Source organism: Clostridium gasigenes (assembly GCF_017348895.1).
GTDB classification, from domain to species: Bacteria; Bacillota; Clostridia; order Clostridiales; family Clostridiaceae; genus Clostridium; species Clostridium gasigenes.
Genome location: NZ_CP071376.1, coordinates 2,558,007 through 2,575,958, shown reverse-complemented (window position 1 = coordinate 2,575,958; position 17,952 = coordinate 2,558,007). Strand labels below are relative to the sequence as shown.

At 29.3% G+C, this 17,952-nt stretch carries 19 protein-coding genes and 1 pseudogene; 2 read left to right on the top strand and 18 right to left on the bottom strand.

The features are described from left to right. Positions 1 to 125: 125 nt before the first annotated feature. The 13 genes and pseudogenes from J1C67_RS19905 to J1C67_RS11960 form a co-directional block, all read right to left on the bottom strand. A complete protein-coding gene (locus J1C67_RS19905; protein ID WP_280526560.1) occupies positions 126 to 341 on the bottom strand; it encodes an IS3 family transposase in 216 nt (71 codons plus the stop codon). 719 nt (positions 342 to 1,060) lie between these two features. Next, positions 1,061 to 1,657, bottom strand: coding sequence for a CPBP family intramembrane glutamic endopeptidase (locus tag J1C67_RS12005; protein ID WP_167866520.1), 597 nt, complete (start codon positions 1,655 to 1,657; stop codon positions 1,061 to 1,063). A gap of 56 nt (positions 1,658 to 1,713) precedes the next feature. After that, positions 1,714 to 2,229, bottom strand: coding sequence for a GNAT family N-acetyltransferase (locus tag J1C67_RS12000; protein WP_167866519.1), 516 nt, complete (start codon positions 2,227 to 2,229; stop codon positions 1,714 to 1,716). Positions 2,230 to 2,269: 40 nt separating this feature from the next. Beyond that, on the bottom strand, positions 2,270 to 2,638 hold the full coding sequence (locus tag J1C67_RS11995; RefSeq protein WP_167866518.1) for an SdpI family protein: 369 nt from the start codon (positions 2,636 to 2,638) through the stop codon (positions 2,270 to 2,272). A 165-nt stretch (positions 2,639 to 2,803) separates the two neighbouring features. After that, entirely contained in the window at positions 2,804 to 3,232 is a 429-nt protein-coding gene (locus J1C67_RS11990; RefSeq protein WP_089964910.1) for an N-acetyltransferase, read from the bottom strand. 166 nt (positions 3,233 to 3,398) lie between these two features. Beyond that, positions 3,399 to 3,554, bottom strand: a complete 156-nt coding sequence (locus tag J1C67_RS11985; protein ID WP_167866517.1) for a glycine zipper domain-containing protein — start codon at positions 3,552 to 3,554, stop codon at positions 3,399 to 3,401. A gap of 133 nt (positions 3,555 to 3,687) precedes the next feature. Next, positions 3,688 to 3,810: pseudogene (locus J1C67_RS19900) on the bottom strand (IS1595 family transposase); the annotation flags it as partial. 16 nt (positions 3,811 to 3,826) lie between these two features. Continuing rightward, a complete protein-coding gene (locus J1C67_RS11980; protein ID WP_244980247.1) occupies positions 3,827 to 4,291 on the bottom strand; it encodes a GNAT family N-acetyltransferase in 465 nt (154 codons plus the stop codon). A gap of 88 nt (positions 4,292 to 4,379) precedes the next feature. Then, positions 4,380 to 4,502, bottom strand: coding sequence for a hypothetical protein (locus J1C67_RS19710; protein WP_278336631.1), 123 nt, complete (start codon positions 4,500 to 4,502; stop codon positions 4,380 to 4,382). Between the two features lie 155 nt (positions 4,503 to 4,657). Beyond that, on the bottom strand, positions 4,658 to 5,194 hold the full coding sequence (locus tag J1C67_RS11975; RefSeq protein WP_185169356.1) for an Rpn family recombination-promoting nuclease/putative transposase: 537 nt from the start codon (positions 5,192 to 5,194) through the stop codon (positions 4,658 to 4,660). A gap of 257 nt (positions 5,195 to 5,451) precedes the next feature. After that, positions 5,452 to 6,630, bottom strand: a complete 1,179-nt coding sequence (locus J1C67_RS11970) for a glycoside hydrolase family 113 (RefSeq protein WP_243176750.1) — start codon at positions 6,628 to 6,630, stop codon at positions 5,452 to 5,454. A gap of 211 nt (positions 6,631 to 6,841) precedes the next feature. Next, the gene (locus J1C67_RS11965; RefSeq protein WP_089966463.1) at positions 6,842 to 7,207 is read right to left on the bottom strand and encodes an SdpI family protein; all 366 of its coding nucleotides are present in this window, start codon (positions 7,205 to 7,207) and stop codon (positions 6,842 to 6,844) included. Between the two features lie 289 nt (positions 7,208 to 7,496). Continuing rightward, complete coding sequence (locus J1C67_RS11960; protein ID WP_167866516.1) at positions 7,497 to 10,160, bottom strand: cation-translocating P-type ATPase; 2,664 nt, start codon at positions 10,158 to 10,160, stop codon at positions 7,497 to 7,499. A gap of 665 nt (positions 10,161 to 10,825) precedes the next feature. On the opposite strand from J1C67_RS11960, the gene J1C67_RS11955 reads away from it, so the two are divergent. Both J1C67_RS11955 and J1C67_RS11950 read left to right on the top strand, forming a co-directional pair. After that, positions 10,826 to 11,149, top strand: a complete 324-nt coding sequence (locus J1C67_RS11955; protein WP_167866515.1) for a hypothetical protein — start codon at positions 10,826 to 10,828, stop codon at positions 11,147 to 11,149. A gap of 294 nt (positions 11,150 to 11,443) precedes the next feature. Next, complete coding sequence (locus J1C67_RS11950) at positions 11,444 to 13,486, top strand: methyl-accepting chemotaxis protein (RefSeq protein WP_167866514.1); 2,043 nt, start codon at positions 11,444 to 11,446, stop codon at positions 13,484 to 13,486. Positions 13,487 to 13,548: 62 nt separating this feature from the next. On the opposite strand, the gene J1C67_RS11945 is transcribed toward J1C67_RS11950, so the two are convergent. The 5 genes from J1C67_RS11945 to J1C67_RS11925 form a co-directional block, all read right to left on the bottom strand. Continuing rightward, positions 13,549 to 14,451: a glycine betaine ABC transporter substrate-binding protein gene (locus tag J1C67_RS11945; RefSeq protein WP_167866513.1), complete on the bottom strand. Its 903-nt coding sequence runs from the start codon at positions 14,449 to 14,451 to the stop codon at positions 13,549 to 13,551. 98 nt (positions 14,452 to 14,549) lie between these two features. Beyond that, positions 14,550 to 15,392, bottom strand: a complete 843-nt coding sequence (locus J1C67_RS11940) for an ABC transporter permease (RefSeq protein WP_089964903.1) — start codon at positions 15,390 to 15,392, stop codon at positions 14,550 to 14,552. Further along, complete coding sequence (locus tag J1C67_RS11935) at positions 15,361 to 16,578, bottom strand: quaternary amine ABC transporter ATP-binding protein (RefSeq protein WP_167866512.1); 1,218 nt, start codon at positions 16,576 to 16,578, stop codon at positions 15,361 to 15,363. Before J1C67_RS11935 ends, J1C67_RS11940 begins: the two co-directional genes overlap by 32 nt. A gap of 547 nt (positions 16,579 to 17,125) precedes the next feature. Continuing rightward, positions 17,126 to 17,407 (bottom strand): toxin-antitoxin system YwqK family antitoxin, encoded by a 282-nt coding sequence (locus J1C67_RS11930; RefSeq protein ID WP_167866511.1) that lies wholly within the window; start codon positions 17,405 to 17,407, stop codon positions 17,126 to 17,128. A gap of 220 nt (positions 17,408 to 17,627) precedes the next feature. After that, a complete protein-coding gene (locus J1C67_RS11925; protein WP_167866510.1) occupies positions 17,628 to 17,792 on the bottom strand; it encodes a hypothetical protein in 165 nt (54 codons plus the stop codon). Between the last annotated feature and the right edge of the window lie 160 nt (positions 17,793 to 17,952).

Genomic DNA, 17,952 nt, shown 5'->3' with positions numbered 1-17,952 from the left:
TTGTTTTAACAATTTCAATATTTACTTTATTTTAGCATATTATATACAATAGTGGAAATTGCCAATATATATAGCCTATTCATTTGAACTGCCCCCTGTCAAGTAGACAGGGTAAATAATAAAAATTACGCTGTTAAAGTATGACTTCGATATTCTATTGGAGTCATATTTTTTAACTTTTTCTGTAATCTTTGTGTGTTATAAAAATCTATATATTCGTCAATGGCTTGTTCAAGTTCCTCATACGTATCAAATTTTCTTAGATAATACATTTCAACTTTAAGTATACCCCAAAAACCTTCCATAGGTCCATTATCAATGCAGCGGCTAACTCTAGACACGCTCTGTGTTGCTTCTATTTTATCTAATTTACTTTTGAACGTTCTATTTGTATATTGATAACCACGATCACTATGAAAAATAGGTTTTGCAGTTGGGTTCGTAGCGATAGCTTTATCCAATGTATCGAATACCAATGGATTATTGTTAGGGTGACCCAATACATAAGAAACAATACCGATTCCTCAACCGAGAAGCTAGAAACTTGTAGTTGATAAGCTATTTGCCCTACACTTATTTTTCCTGATAAATACTCTTTAACAACCTCTATCTTAATTTCTGACAATATTTTAGTTTTTCTTTCCATAATAAAATGCTCCCTCTATATAAACAGTTTTTATTATTTCAACTGTCTACTATAAAGGGAGCATATCAATTCTAGGTGCTTTCTCGTGATGTTTTTATGCTCATCACACTAGCTGCAATAAATTATTATATATCATCTTCGCATATTCCAGTCATCTCTAAATGAATAATCGCTCAATAATTTATTAAATCTTACTATTGAAACCTATTTTTTTAATATCCATTAATACCAAAACTAAAATGAGTATTAATATTACAAAAAGTTGTGCATCTGATAAATATATACTTAATTGCGAGTCACTCACTTTAATATCAAACAGTAAAAAATTATTAGAAACACCTGATATTAATTGAAAGAAATCTACAGCAAAATGTAACCCTATAGATAGATATAATGATCCCGTTATTACATAGACTACCCAAATAGAATTGCCATAGCAAACACGGATAATAAAGCACTAAAATCATGATAATACTGGGTATGACACATTGTAAATATTAAAGAACTTATTATAAGAGCAAAGATTTTCCCCTTAAATTGCATTAACTGATTTAAAATAATCCCTCTACATAATATTTCTTCAGAAAAACTAGCAAAAATACTCATTACCAAAGCGCTAATAATGCCTATAGTAACATTATATACAGGGCAAAAGGTAGAACCTATGCCTTTAAATTTTACAATTTTCATTACAATCAAAATTAAGGCCCAAGAGAAATACATTAGTGTTCCTACTCCAATACCTATAAAAAGTAATTTAAAACTATTTTGTTTAAATGCTAATCCAATAAAATCAAAGCTAAATCTACCATTATTATATTTTTTAATAACAAAATACTGACATACCAAAATGCAACTCGCTAAGCCCATAGTACTTATTACATTATTTTCAAACAATTTAATTCCAAATTTTCTACTTACAAATGTTATTCCAAGCCATACAAGTCCAGCTAGAACAATAGCAAGAAAAGATACCGTTGCAATTTTCAAATGTACATTAATACTTTTCATATTCTATAACCTCTATTACTGTTTTATTTAAAATAGTTATTATTTTCAAATTCTAGTTATACATGACACGCGCTTTTGTTGATTGAATAAACGTGTACCTTTTCATCCCCATAATTTGCCTCACGAATATACTTCATTCCAATTTTCCTCAATACGCATATTGATTGTAAGTTTTCTTGCTCAACTGTAGCAATTAATTTTTCAAGTTTTAAATATTTAAAAGCATAATTAATACAAGCAATAGCCCCTTCTGTCACGTATCCTTTATTCCAATATTTCTGTCCTATCATGAATGCCAAGCAATCTTCCTGGGTACCATCAATTTCTTGATTTAATATCCCTATTTGTCCTAAAAAAGTATTTGTATCCCTTTCATACACCGCCCAATAGTCATAACCATATTTTTCATAAGATTCAATAGCTATGTCTAACCATTTTTGTGTACCTATCATATTTATAGTACCTGAACAATACTTCATTACAATTGGGTCACTTAAAAGAAGAAATAAATTATCAATATCTGCTTGTGTAAATTGTCTAAAAACTAACCTATTGGTCTTAATTATATCCATATTAAGCCCCCCTATTAATTGATTTATTTACTGGAAAATCTTAAAATTTCCTTTTTCCATCTTTATCAAATGTTTTTTTAAAAGCTATTTCCGTAAAAGGAATAACTAATAGTAATATACCAATTTGAATAGAGGTAATTGTATTTACAATGCTTTCAAAAACACTTGAATTTTTAAAAATATTTAATACAATAATGAATAAAATTGCATTACCGCCCCCGCTTAACAACCAAACTTTTCCAGCGTACCTGTGTGCAAAACTCCATGTGTCATTATTTTTAGATGACATTTTTGTTCTATATCCAAAAGTTGAATTTATTTCTTTTGGTGGATTTTTTATAAATATTAGTCCAAATCCAATCATTGTAAACGACATAATAAGCGTATAAATTAAAGCGAATATTAACATAATATATCCCTCCTATTCTATAACTCCTCTTCATTAATCTATTCTATTAATTATCTATTATTATATCCCACTTAGGACAACTATAAAATAATCTAATCTAGAATTAAATATTTTATAAAATTATATTAAAACTTTTAGGTATTATTAGCAAATTCTAAAAACAAATTATTTCTTATCAAAAGACATAGTGTATTCTAGCTCTTTTGTATCATCATGAATACGTTCTTCCTGAACTATAAAATCATTCTTATGATAAAAATCCACTGCCTTTTTATTTTTCATAAAGACATCTAATATAAGGCATGGATACTCTAATTTACAATATTTTATCAATTTTTCCCCTATACCTTCTCTTTGATATTCTTTTTTCACAAAAAGCCCAGCTATATAATTTTGTTCTACAACGCCTATAAATCCTTTTATAATGTTACTTTCCTCATATATATAAATCTCAGCTGATGGTAATATTTCTTTAACCATATCAAAATTTTCAGTCCAGTATTCTTTCGGTATAAAATTGTGAGCATCTATGTTAGTCTCAAGCCAGATGCCCATTACTTCCTCTAATTTACTTAAATCAAATTTTTTAATCATACTATTCTCCTTACATTTTTTATATTAAAAGTAGGAGTAGAATCTGCTCATCAAGTTCACCTCTTTCTATTATTTTTATATCATACCTATACCTCATTATCAAATTTTCAAATAATATTACCCATTAATAATATATTAAAAATAAAATCTAAGAAACAAGTTTAATTTATTGTTTCTTTTTATTATCTAAAGCAAGACCAATTGCAACGCCTAAACACAATCCTATCGCTAACTGATCAAATATTACGCCAAACGTAAGACCTACTCCTGTACAAATGGGGAAATAATAGTCGTTTTTGTTTTTATCCTTATTTTCACCCATATAATTCACCTCCATAAATTTATATATTAATTCAATAAAAAATTCATTATCTTATTGATACAATTGCTTATTAGTTTATATTATACCTAATTTATAGAATATAATTCCAGTAAAAATGTGAATTAAATAAAACTTATACATATATCTCTTGTCTTGTCTTAAAATCTTTAATCATAGTATAGTTATACTGTATATTACTTTGTACTATACATTTTTTAGTTTTTATAGTATCTTTTTCTGTGATAAATGTATTTATCAATCTAATTTACTTTTTAGAATTTATTTAGGAGATATAATGTAAATCTGACAAGGATTCCATTCATCCCAAAGTATAGGAAAACATTCAAGTTCTTTAAATCCAAGATTCTTATAGAAGGCAATTGTTCTATCATACTCCTCATAACAGCCTTCTTCACTGTTTTAACTTGCATATATAAATAACCTTGATCTTTAGAATACTCATAACAAGTTTTAAATAAATCATTACCTATTTTATTTCTATGAAACTCCTTCAATACACCCATAACATAAAGTTCAACAGTAAATGGGCTTGTTTCTTTTAATGTAATAAATCCTCTTACTTGTTTATCTTCTATATCAGCCCATAAAGGCATTTCTTTGCTACATTTAACATATTCCTCTATACTCTCAGTCAATCCAAACCAATCTGGTAGCTTAGATAATATTCCTCTTACTATTAATTCCTTTTGATATTTATCTTCAATAGTTAATATCACACTTATCACTCCTTACAAATTACTATTTATTAAACAATATTATTATTAGCCTTATTAATTGCTTCTACCTCCTCTTCATTAGCTAATTTTATTGCATGGATCCCTGCCCATAATAATGTAATCTACCTTTAGAACTTTCTAGATAAGAAACTTCCATACTTAATAACATTGGTACTACTATAAACAACGACTTAATTAATGAATCTAACATATCATTCTCCCCTTAAAACGTAATTGTTTAGATTTGTAAATTTTAACCTTCGCAAACTCAGGTATGACAAACACCACGTCACGTTGGAAATATTCATTCAAAAAGACCTAGAAGTTAATTACTTCTAAGCCCATATGGAAAATTTTTTTATATTATTATTCATTAATAACTTCTTCTACTAACTCAACGCTTATCTCTAATATTTCTGTAATAGATTTTGTATCCATTCCTTTTGCAAGCATGTTTCTTATTCCTAATTTAGACTTATTCATTTCTCCAGTTCTTTCAGCGCTATTAAGAGCACTTACTTTGTCCTTTAGTATTTTTGACCTCATTTCATAAATTTCTCTTTCTTTTTCATCATTGCTCATTCTTATTAATTCATCTTTTGCACTTCTTATTTCTTCAATATCCATCTCTAAATGTCTAACTTTTTCACTTTCAGGATTTTTTAAAAATTCTGTCCATGCAACTAACAGATCTTTTTCACCACTATTTTCTTCAAGTTTTGGTACTTCAATAAAATTCATTTCAATAATATCTGTTAACTCTTCATGCGTTTCCATTTCTTTCAATCTATATCCTGTATGAAATTTTGTAGTTTTTAGATATTTAAAATTCAAAATATTTATACATACAGTTCTTTTTATTTTTAAATAATCTTCACCTTCACCTAGCTGTTCTTCATACATCTTACTTAATAGTATCTAATAATCCTCTACTCATACTATAACCTCTTATTAATTTTTTATTATATGCTTTAATTATATACTAGATATGTATATATAAATATTCTAAAACATTTTTAACAATAAATTCCAATCATCTTCTTAATAATACGGTATTTGTGATAAGCAGCATAATTTAGTTGTTTTTCATTGCTTTCTTACCTTTTCTTCTATAATTCCATGACCATATTCCCAAAGTAAATAGCCAACTAACGCTCCTTCTAATTAGCGTCAAACCAACTCTTCATAACTTCTACAGTTTTTTCACTTGGATAATACATTTTATCCCCATCCTTGTTTCCAACTGCAAAATATGAAAATCCTAAAAACCATTGCTCTTCTTCATACACTTGCTTATACGCTTTAAAACAATTAGCTTGTTCTTGCCCACTTATGTCTTTTGAAAGGTATGGATTCCATGGTTCTACTGATGCTTTAGTTGTTCTTGGAAACCCTAATTCTCCAAAGAAAATTGGCTTGTTCCACTTATCATAGAAGTTTTCAACTTGTTGCTTAATTTCTTGCTCCCTAAGATATCTTTGAGAAGAAGTTAAAGCCTTAACTAAGTTTTCCACGGTATTTAGATCATTATCAGTTAACTCAAAATATGATGCAATTGATATAAAGTCCACCTTTGAAAATATTTTATTATTTAACTTGTTTTCATACTTTTTATTAAGTTCATCAACTTGTTTTTTAGTTACTTCATCTTTCCAATTAGCAGTTGTCCAAAAGCTAGTCCTATAAGTAACTAATCCCTTGTAATACTGTCTTGCAAAGTCAATCATATTACAAAATTCATCTTCCATATTCTCTAATTTATTAAACCCTGTAGCAATATTCAATGCATCTACTCTATATGGAATTGCTATTTCATCTATTATAGGTTTTAAAACCTTATTCTCCCAGTTAGAAAAAAATTGCTCCTTATTAGTAGGATTAAACTCTGTTTCATACTTACTCCCATTTGCAATCCAAGGATATGGCTCTAATATAACATTTATTTTCTTTCCCTTAATTTTATCTAAAAGTAATTTTGCTCTTTGAAGACTATTATCATAAATACTTACATTGCTTGAATCTAGATCATCTATGTTTATAACAATTGGTAGGTTAATTGTGTTTAACTCTAAAGTCTCAATGTCTTTTAAAGTTTGTTCAACAGTATAATCAGTTGAAAGGTTTGCGCATTTTATTTTTTCACTAAATTTACTATTTAGTGTTTTCCCCTCTCTTTTATTTAGAAAATCATTAATTCTCCCCCTACTTGTGTAGTTAATTGCATAAAAGTAGTAACCAATCCCCATAAGTACAATAACTATCCCTATAATTGTTCCTACAATTATTCTAGTCCTTAGCTCCTCTGGTGTGTCTTTATTCCATTGACTCTTATTACTCATAATTCTCTCCCTCATTAACCTTATGTTAAATTTTCAAGTGTTTCGCCGTGCTTAATTATCAAGTATCTTTACAAATAATTCTTTATAAACTTCTAGCTAAATCCCTATTTAGCGACCGCCTTCTTAATCTAGGTACTTCACATATCTTTGCAATATTAAAAACTAACTCTCAATTTAATATTATTATTAATTATAACATATTTTGTAAATATCACATTATTAAATTCTTTACTGGAAAACCTTGAATTTTCCTTTTTCCATCTTTATTAAATGTTTTTTTTAAAGCTATTTCCGTAAAAGGAATAACTAATAGTAATATAGCAATTTGAATAGAGGTAATTGTATTTACAATGCTTTCAAAAACACCTGAATCTTTAAAAATATTTAATACAATAATGAATAAAATTGCATTAACGCCCCCACTTAACAACCAGACTTTTCCCGCATACTTGTGTGCAAAACTCCATGTATCCTTATTTTTAGATGACATTTTCGTTCTATATCCCAAAGTTGAATTTATTTCTTTTGGTGGATTTTTTATAAATATCAATCCAAATCCAATCATTGTAAATGACATAATCAAGGTATAAATTAAAGCGAATATTAAATATATATAAACATCCTTAAAAATAATTTTATTGCTAGTAATCCAGTTAGTAAATTCTGAAAATAGAGTTTCCAGAATAAGGACCTCCAAGATTTTTAAACTTATACGCGAGAGAAAGGCTGCTTCAGAAGGTCGTGTACTGATGCCTTATGTACCTTCATACTACTTTTAACGATAGCACGTTTCGTGCTATCGTTAAACCTCTATTTCTCTATATAGAATACTCCCCCTGTAATTATCTTGTTTTTAACTCTTACATTTATTTTTGAGTTTGTATATTCTTAACTAGTTTTACAATTTCATACCACATAACAGCAACTATTGATGTTCCTATTACTGTTAATAGTTGTTTTATACTTAATGGTGATAAGTATAAAAACTTTGAAAGTGGTGTGTATACTATTACAAGTAAACCTGCTATTGTTGCTGTATTTGCTGCCCACATAACTTTATCTTTTATCATATTTTTGAAAGTTTTATATGCATATTCAGTATTTGAACTATTTACTTGAACTAGTAAAACATTTGAAATCATAATAATGGCAAGTCCCATTGTTCTTGCAACACTTGCACTATCTGGATTATTTTTTAGATATAAATAGTAAGTTCCAAATGATGCTGCAAATAATACCAAACCTTGAATTAAGCTTTTTGTTAATGTTTTAGCTGTTAATATACTTTCTTTTGGATTACGTGGCTTCCTGTTCATAATATCTTTTTCAGCTAATTGCCTTTCAAGAATAATTGAACATGTAGGATCTATTACAAGCTCTAAAAGCACAACATGTACTGGTAATAGTAATAATGAAGATGACCCTATTCCAAGGAAGGGAGCAAGTAATGAGGCAAATGCTATTGGAATATGAATTACAAATACATATCCTACTGCTTTTCTTATATTGTCATAAATTCTTCTTCCATCTTCAACTGTATGCACTATAGTACTAAAATTATCATCTAAAAGTATCAAATCAGCAGCTTCTCTTGAAACTTCTGAACCTCTTTTCCCCATAGCTATTCCAATATCTGCATATTTTAATGCTGGAGCATCATTTACCCCATCACCTGTCATTGCAACAATTTCTCCATTTTCTTTAAACGCCTTTACTATACGCATTTTATGCTCTGGTACAACTCTTGAGAAAATACTAACATCTTTAACTTTTTCTCTAAGCTCTTCATCACTCATTTTATTTAAATCATCACCGGTAATAATGTGATCACCATGTGGTATTCCAACCTTTTTAGCTATTGCACTTGCTGTTATACCATTATCCCCAGTTATCATAACTACTCTTACACCAGCTTTTATGCAAGCTTTTATATCTTCCTTAATTGAATCTCGAGCGGGGTCTTCAAGTCCTATTAACCCAAGAAACTGAAGTTTACATTCTTCTAAAGTGCTTGGAACATTTTCTTCATTATCTACTTTCATTTCTCCAACTGCAATAACTCTAAGTCCTCTAGAAGACATTTCATATATGCTTTTTTCTACAAATTCACGTTCTCCACTAGTTAAATCAGAAATTTCTAAAATTTTCTCTGGAGATCCTTTTGAAGCAATAACAATACCCTCTTCTCTTCTCCAAACATGTCCCATCATTTTACTTTCATTAGTAAAAGAATACTCAGAAATAAGTTCTCCACCAAATAAATGATCTTTGCAAATATTATTTTCTTTGCAATAATTCACCATAGCTTTTTCCATAGGGTCATAAGCCTCAGTTTCACAAGCCATTCCCATAATTTCTAATAGTCTTTTATTATCTTTTGATTTTTCCAAAGACTTTAATATTTGTAAGCCATTATTATCTATATTATTTTTGCTATCATTATTTGTTTTTGTAGACTGGGAATATTCTAATTTATTTTTGTTATTTATTTCCTCTAAATCTTTTTTAGCAAATGCTAAAGTTTCAGTTACAGTCATTTTATTCATTGTAATAGTTCCTGTTTTATCTACACAAAGAACAGATATTGCCCCTAATGTTTCAACAGATGGAAGTTTACGAACAAGTGATTTTTTCTTAGCAAGCCTCCATGCTCCCATTGAAAGAAATACTGTTAAAATAACAGGAAATTCTTCTGGTATCATTGCCATTGCAAGTGTTATTCCTGAAAGAATACTTTCTATAATTCTATCTTTAAAAATATGGTCAGATAGATTTAAATAAGTTATTCCACTAACTAAAGCAAAAAGTACTGCTGCAATACCAGCGCAAATTTTAACAAGCTTACCTGTTTGCTTTTGAAGTGGTGTTTGCTCATTTGGAGCCCCTACAATGTTTACACCTATTTTACCATATTCAGTTTCTGATCCAATTTTATCAACTAAAATTATTCCGCTACCTTGAGTAACTAAAGTTCCCGCATAGCAATAGTTCTTTTTCCAATAATCCTGATTTTCACCCTCTTGTGTATCCTCTAAAACTTTCCAAACCTCTAAAGCTTCACCAGTAAGAGAAGATTCATCTACACAAAGGTCATTTAACTTAACAACTGTACCATCAGCTGGAATTTTTACACCTTCATTAATTATCATTAAATCACCAGGTACTAAATCTTCACTATTAATTATATTCTCTACTCCATTTCTAATTACATTAACCTGTGGAGCTGATAGCTTTTTCAGAGATTTTAAGGTTTTATCAGTTTTCCATTCTTGAATAACATCAATGCTAATTATTCCAATAACAAATACTAGCATTATTGCTCCATCTTTAGGTTCACCAAGTATAAAGTAAATTATTGCTGCTACTAATAATAGTAAAAACATGGGTTCCTCTAATACCTCTAAGATTTTGTGAAAAAAGCATTCCTTTTTCTCAGCAACTAATTGGTTTTTTCCAAACATTTCTTGTAATTTAATTGCCTCTTCATTTGTAAGACCTTTCAATTCATTAACTTTTTTTTGTTCTGTCATAAAAAGTTACCTCCATTTTAATTTTTGACTTTTAGCAAAAATTTATTATTTTGATAGCTCTATGGCAATGCATTTTTTTCTTTGTTTCAGTTAATTATCTTAAATAGTCACCTCTAAATAACAAGTTGGTATTCTTATATTTTTTAAGATGCTCAAAAGAACTTTAATATCCTGTAGCTATAATATCCCAATAATTAAAAAGTTTGTAACAACTTTTTTAAGTTGTTACAAATATAGTTTATATTCAATATATACCCAAAAACATCTAGTTTCTTCTGCATTTTTAAGATAACTTAATGTTCTAGGGCAAATAAAAAAATATCCGTAGAACATTTTACTGTCCCACAGGTATTGTAATAATCCTATTGGCCCGGCTCCTTGAATTAACTTAATGATTTAAAATAACTTTTGTAGCATAATCTAAATAATAGTTTACCTACATATAACATTATTTTATTAACTCATATTAATTCTTGGCCTGATCAGTTTGTACTGTAGATTTATATGCAGCGCAAAGAGATTTCTATATAATTATATTCTATTTTCCCCAGCTTGTTCTACTATTTTAAAAAATATATTTTATAAGTCCCTGATAATTACCAGAATAAGGACCTCAGAGAAAATTATGAACAAAAAATTTATTATGCCAAAAAATAGACAAGCCTATGAGATATTTGAAATATGTTATCCTTCTTTTAACTCTATATTTTACATGGAAAACCGCAACTATATTTGCACTTGCAGTCGGATTGTTTTTCACAGTGATAGTTGCAAGTAAAATTACTGGAATTTCTAAATTTTTACCCGAGAAAATAACTGCAGAGTCTAAAATTAATATTGACGATATTAAGGGCTATATGACTATAAAAGAAGTATCCATTGGAACTAAAATTGAATTAAATGAATTATATAAAGAATTAGATATACCTAATTCTTTTCCAGAAGATACTAAGTTAAAGGATGTAAAAAAACTTTGTAGATGGATTTGAAGTAGAAATTGCAAAGGAAAAGTTAAAATAATAATTAATATTGCTTTTTCTATTTCTTTAAACTTTTCGAGTGCCTTATATATATTCTTTATATCTATATCTAATAATCCAAACATACTACAACTCCTGTAATAATTTATCATTCAGTTTTTCTAACTCTGGAAGATATAATGTTAACTTATATGATTTTTTATGTGATGAAATCAGAATTTTCTAATATTTACTAGTTAATATATTATTTTTAAACTCGATAATAATAATATAAATAAAACAAAAGATTAGGGGTGTTGTAAATTGTTTAAAAAAATTAATAAAAGTATTACATTAAAGCTATTATCTATTCTTACTATTGTAACTGTATTAGTCTTTGTCGTTACTGGAATTGTAATTAACTCTTACAATAAGAATGTTTTAATTGAAAATATTAATACATCTTTAACTGATAATGCAACCATTATATCTAAAGATGTTAATAGTTTCTTTGAACAAGGCGGAACATTAGTTACACAAATGGCTACTAATGATTCCATTAGAACTCTAGCAAATGAAGTTAAGTCAAAGGCTGATGTCAAAACAAATCCAAACTATGCTACTGTTCTTAAAAGCTTACAAAATATAAAAGCAACTGATAAAAATGCTTCAGCTGTTTATGTAGCATTAGAAAAATCAAGTTACCTATTTGTAGATGATGGAAAAGATAGTCCTGCTACATGGGATATTACTAAGAGACAATGGTACTTAGATACATTAAAAGTTGGCGGGTTATATTATTCTCCACCTTATGTAGATGAATTAACAAAAAAAATGGTTATCACTATGGCATATCCTATTTTAGATACAGATGGAAAATCTGTAGGGGCTGTAGGTGTAGACTACTTAATTGACAAATTACCTGAGATCATGAATAAATATAAAGTTGGAGAAAGTGGATATACATTCCTTTTAGATACCACTGGAACATTTATGTATCATAAAGATGAAAATAAAGTTTTAAAAGAAAAATTTACTGAATATGCAGGTGATGCAGGTGAAGTAGGTAAAAAAATGGTTCAAGGAGAAAATGGTGTTGGTACTTATATTCTAGATGATGAAGAAAGATATGCAGCCTATGCTCCTATTAAAGCTAACAATTGGTCTGTTGGTACAGTTATTCTTAAATCAGAAGTAGAAAAACCACTTGTGAAATTTAATACTATTTTAGCAGCTACTTATATAATTGGTTTATTATTTTTAATTGCAGCGATATATTTTGTTACTAAAAAAATATTAAAAGATATTCCTAAATTATTAGGTGCTATTAGAAGAGTTGCTCAAGGAGACTTAACATTTAAAGTAGAAGTTAAATCTGAGGATGAAATAGGACAAATTGCCGAAGCAATAAATGATATGAGTCTAAATTTAAATACTATAGTTGAAAAAATTTCATTAAACAGCGAAAATGTTAGTGCAAGTGGCGAAGAACTAGCAGCTGTAATATCAGAAATTAATAGACAAATAAATACTATTAATGGTGGAACTCAAGAGATAGCAGCCGCTATGGAAGAAACTAGCGCTTCTGCTCAAGAAATGACTTCCTTCAGTGATTTAATAACAAGTGCTATAACTAAGCTTAATTTGAAAGCTGCCGATGGTAATAATTCTGCTATTGAAATTAAGAGTAGAGCATTAAATATGAAATCAGAATCAGAAGATTCAAAGAAAGTCGCATTAGATATGTATCGTGAAAAAGAAACTGCTATTTTAAAATCTATTGAAGAAGGTAAAATAGTAGAAGAAATAAATAGTATGGCAGAAATTATAGGACAGATTGCAGCTCAAACAAATCTGCTTTCCTTAAATGCAGCTATAGAAGCTGCAAGAGCTGGCGAACACGGCAGAGGCTTTGCAGTTGTTGCAGACGAAGTTGCTAAATTAGCTTCTCAATCAACTGCAACTGTAACTAATATTCAAAAAATAGTTGGACAAGTTAAAAATGCCTTCGGAAATATGTCACAGGACGCAACTGGAATATTAGAGTTTATCGATAAGAAAGTTACTTTAGATTATGACCAAATGATAAAGAGATCTGAACTTTATTTAGAAGATGCAAATAACGTATCAGGATTAATAAATGATTTTTCAACAAATATTGGAGATGTAACAGGTTCTGTAGAACAATTAATAAAATCACTAGAATCAGTTTCAGCCGTAGTTGAAGAAGTAGCATCAGGTGCTTCAGAAATTGCGATTACTGTAAATGATACAAAGATCAGCGCTGACGAAGTTTCTCAAGTTGCTGATGCACAAGCAGAATTAGCTACAACACTAAACAGTATAGTAAGTGAATTTATAATCTAATACGAAGGGGCTGTTGCAAAACTAATTTATTTAGTTTTGCAACAGCCCCTTCACTTAATAATCTATTTAACTAAATCTTCTATAGAATTAATATCCATATAAGAAGGAACAACTAAACCTATTTTAGCTCCCTCTAGGTTTGGTCCTAGATCTTCAACTTTACCTTCATAGTCTGATATATATTTTGCATGAGTTCCTGGTAGCCAAGCTGCAACAATAGCATCTACATCTCCGCTAGCTACTGCGGCCCACATAGGTCCTGCATCTACTTGTGTAAGTGTAACCTTATATCCCATATCTTCTAATGCTAATCCAATTATATTAGTAGATGCAATTTCTGTATCCCAAGCAACATACGCAAGTTTGATTTCTTCACCATCTACTTTTTTTGCGCCTTCTGTCCATTTGCTTACTTTATCTGTATTGTCAGTGATCCATTGTCTTGCAACTTCCTTTACATTTTCACCTTCGTTAACTTTAAGCATAACAGCTTCCATATCATCAGCCGTCCATAAAAATTGGTCTAAAATTTTATGAGCATTAGGCATATCTTCTTTTAATCCGTTACGTGCAATGGTATTTATATGTTCATTACCACCAAAAGATCCCTTAGGGTCATCTAAATATTTCAAATTATATTTACTAAACATCCAATGAGGTGACCACCCAGTAATTATAATTGGTTCCTTATTTTTAATTGCATCTGCAAGTGCTTGTGTCATAGCACCTCCTGAACTAGTTTGTACAGTATAATCTAACTTATAGTCTTTAACTGCTTTTTCAGCAGCTTGCACTACACCAGCCCCAGCATCTATACCTGTGATTTTATACTTTACTTTTTCACCATAAGTTGCATCAGCACCTTTTTTTTCTTCACTACTTTTACTATTACTGCAACCTACAAAAGTTAATGCTACTATACTAATTGCTACTACACTGATTATTTTCCAATTTTTTTTAATCATAAATTTATTCCTCCTTATATATCTATTTATTTAGATACTTTGAAAAAACAATAACCAATTTGCTAGTCTATTATTTTTTCAATCGCCTTATTAAAATCTTAAAAATCCTTTTTTGTATTTATTGATTGAGTAATACGATCTAATATCATAGCTAATATAACAATAGCCAATCCTGAAGCAAATCCTTGTCCGGCTTCATTTCTTGTAACTGCTCTAAAAACTTCAACTCCTAAGCCTTCTGCCCCAATCATAGAAGCTATAACAACCATAGATAGTGATAACATAATTGTTTGGTTAACACCTGCCATAATTGTATTTTTCGCTAGTGGAAGTTGAACCTTGAATAGTTTTTGAGTTGGAGTTGATCCAAAGGCATTTGCAGCCTCAATTAGTTCTGTAGAAACTCCACGAATACCAAGATTAGTTAACCTTACAACTGGAGGCATTGCAAATATAACAGATGCAATAATTCCAGGTACCATTCCTATCCCAAAGAAAGAAACTGCGGGTATCAAATAGACAAAGGCCGGCATAGTCTGCATAAAATCTAATATAGGTGTTACTATACTTTGCACCGTCTTGTTTTTTGACATCCAAATCCCAAGAGGAACTCCTATTAAAATTGATATTGAACTAGCTGTTAAAATCAATGAAAGAGTAAGCATTGTCGCTTTCCAATATCCAAGATTTTCTATTAACAGTAGTCCTACTAATGAAAATATGGGTAACCCCAATTTTTTCTTATTTATAAATATAGTTAATAGTACGATAATTATAATGAAAAGTATTGGAGGTATAGATATCAATGCGTCACTTAACCCAGTTACAATCCCGTCAAGTAAATTCTTAATTGGTTCAAAAAACCACTGTGCATTCTCTCTTAACCATTCTACAATCATATCAGCCCATTTAGCTATTGGTATCATTGGTATTTCTAACATCTACATTCACCTCATTTCCTGCAAGAGCTGCTAATACTGCACCTCTAACAACAATTCCTTTTAATATTTTATCTTCAACAACAGCTACTGGTACAGGTGAATCATGTATTACCTCAAATAAATCATTTAATGATAAATCTGGAGCAACCACGGGAACATCTGTAATCATAGCATCATAAATATTTTTATTTCCAGTCTTTATTGCGTCTACCGCTGCATCTGCAGTTACAACGCCTAAAAACTCTTTATTTTTATTAATAACATAAATACTTGAAATTCCAGCTTGCTTCATACGTTGCAGTGCAACCCTTGGACCATGCTTTTCTATATCGATGGTTTCTGGACGTTTCATAACATTTTGTGCTGAAAAAACTTTAGACCTATCTACATCTTCAACGAACTTTCTAACATATTCATCCGCAGGATTTGTCATGATTTCCTCTGGAGTTCCAACCTGTACAATTAATCCATCTTTCATAATTGCAATTCTATCTCCAATTTTAAGTGCTTCATCTAAGTCATGTGTAATAAATATAATTGTTTTATGCATAGATGATTGTAAATCTATAAGCTCATCCTGCATTTCTTTACGAATTAATGGATCCAGTGCTGAAAACGCTTCATCCATCAATAAAACATCCGGATCATTAGCTAGAGCCCTTGCAAGCCCTACTCTTTGCTTCATTCCACCTGATAATTGACTAGGATATTGTTCTTCATATCCTGCAAGCCCTACCAATTTTAATGATTCAATAGATTTTTCTTTAATTTCTTTTTTATCCATTCCTTGTATTTCTAATCCGAATCCTGCATTTTCCCAAACAGTCCTATGAGGAAACAATCCAAATCCTTGAAAAACCATGCTTACCTTTTTTCTTCTAGTTTCTCTTAATTTATTTTTATCCATTTTTGCTAAATCGTCACCATCTACTAATACACTACCTGCATTTGGCTCGATTAGGCGATTTATTAATCTTACAAGAGTGGACTTTCCACTTCCTGACAATCCCATAATCACAAAAATCTCTCCAGAATGTACTTCAAAGGATGCTTGATTCACCCCTATAGTCATGCCTGTCTCTTTTAAAATTTCCTCTTTCGTTTTTCCTTCTTGTAAAAGCTTCAAACCTTGTTTAGGGTTCTTACCAAAAATTTTTGTTAACCCTTTAACCTCAATCTTTAACATTAATCCACCTCTTTAATCTACGTATTAATTATAATTTTATATCTTAAATAAATATCTCATCCTTATATTGTGCTAAACTTTGCAAAAAAATTCAATTTTTCATTAAAGCCCTAAAATAAAATATTTTATGATTCTTTAGTTCAATAAAAGTATTACTATAATCATTTTGTAATACATATTGACTACTTATTAATATTACCAGAACATACACCAAGTCTATATTTTAAACTATAATTACTTGACTCAGTGTTAAGTTGTTATTCATTCTTAGGTTGATTTACTCTTTCAACTATACACTGACAACTTGTTTTTGTCAAAAGGTTGTCATATTTTTAAGAATAATAATGAAAAAAGAGAATATCTATTTTAATGGTTTTAATACCATTAAAATAGATATTCTCAATCTTATTAATTAGTAGCATCCTAATCTTGTTCTTTTTTATAGCTCCTAATATTTACTCTTTATAATTATAGTACAACTATCAATCCCTCTCCTCCTTGCAAACTCAAGCAGGCAACGGCCCCTGGATGTTGAAAACATTGAGTACTATTTTGCTTTAATTAGTTTCCCAGCCATGAATTCCTCATTATATTCCTCTTGATTCTCTTTATTAAATCTTATCCATCTACCGTGTTTTTTGCTATTTTGAAAATTTCCTATTTGCCATAGTTGTCCAGATTCCCTATAAAATATCCATTTACCTTCCATTTGATTGTTTTCAAAAGGGCCTTCTGCTTTTATTTTCCCATTCTTATAATAGTATGTAAGTTTATTTTCATCATATGTATAAACCTCTTGACCATTTGCGTACTTCTTTTTTTCTAACATCTATATTCTCCTTATCTCACAAATTTAATGTTTCCACGCTCTAAACTTTTTGCATTTATATCACTTTTTAATTTTATAGTGTACTATTACAAATTATTTATTACATATTTTATAAATGTCGCATTGTTTTATTTTTAAATATCATATTCCATTATCTAATTCTAATTCCCCCAAAATCACCAGCACTAACACCTTACTTATTCCGCTGTAAATTCCTAAACTATACATTAAGTTCTTCTCTTATGTAATAAATTTCCACATCAATATTTATACTTGGTATATCAGGATATTGAACTATAAAAACTTCAACTTGTTTGTTTGACATACCAAGCCATTTACAAAGATACTTCTTTTTAACAAACTTTCTTTGTAGTATATCATCCATTTGCATACGTATTAAATCCAATATACTTCTTTCATCTTTATGTAATTTACAATGAATTAATTATAACATATTTTATAAATATCACATTTAATTATCTAATTCGTACTTCCTACATGTTCTCCTTGAATTGCAACAAAAAAATACCGCAAATTCACCTCTG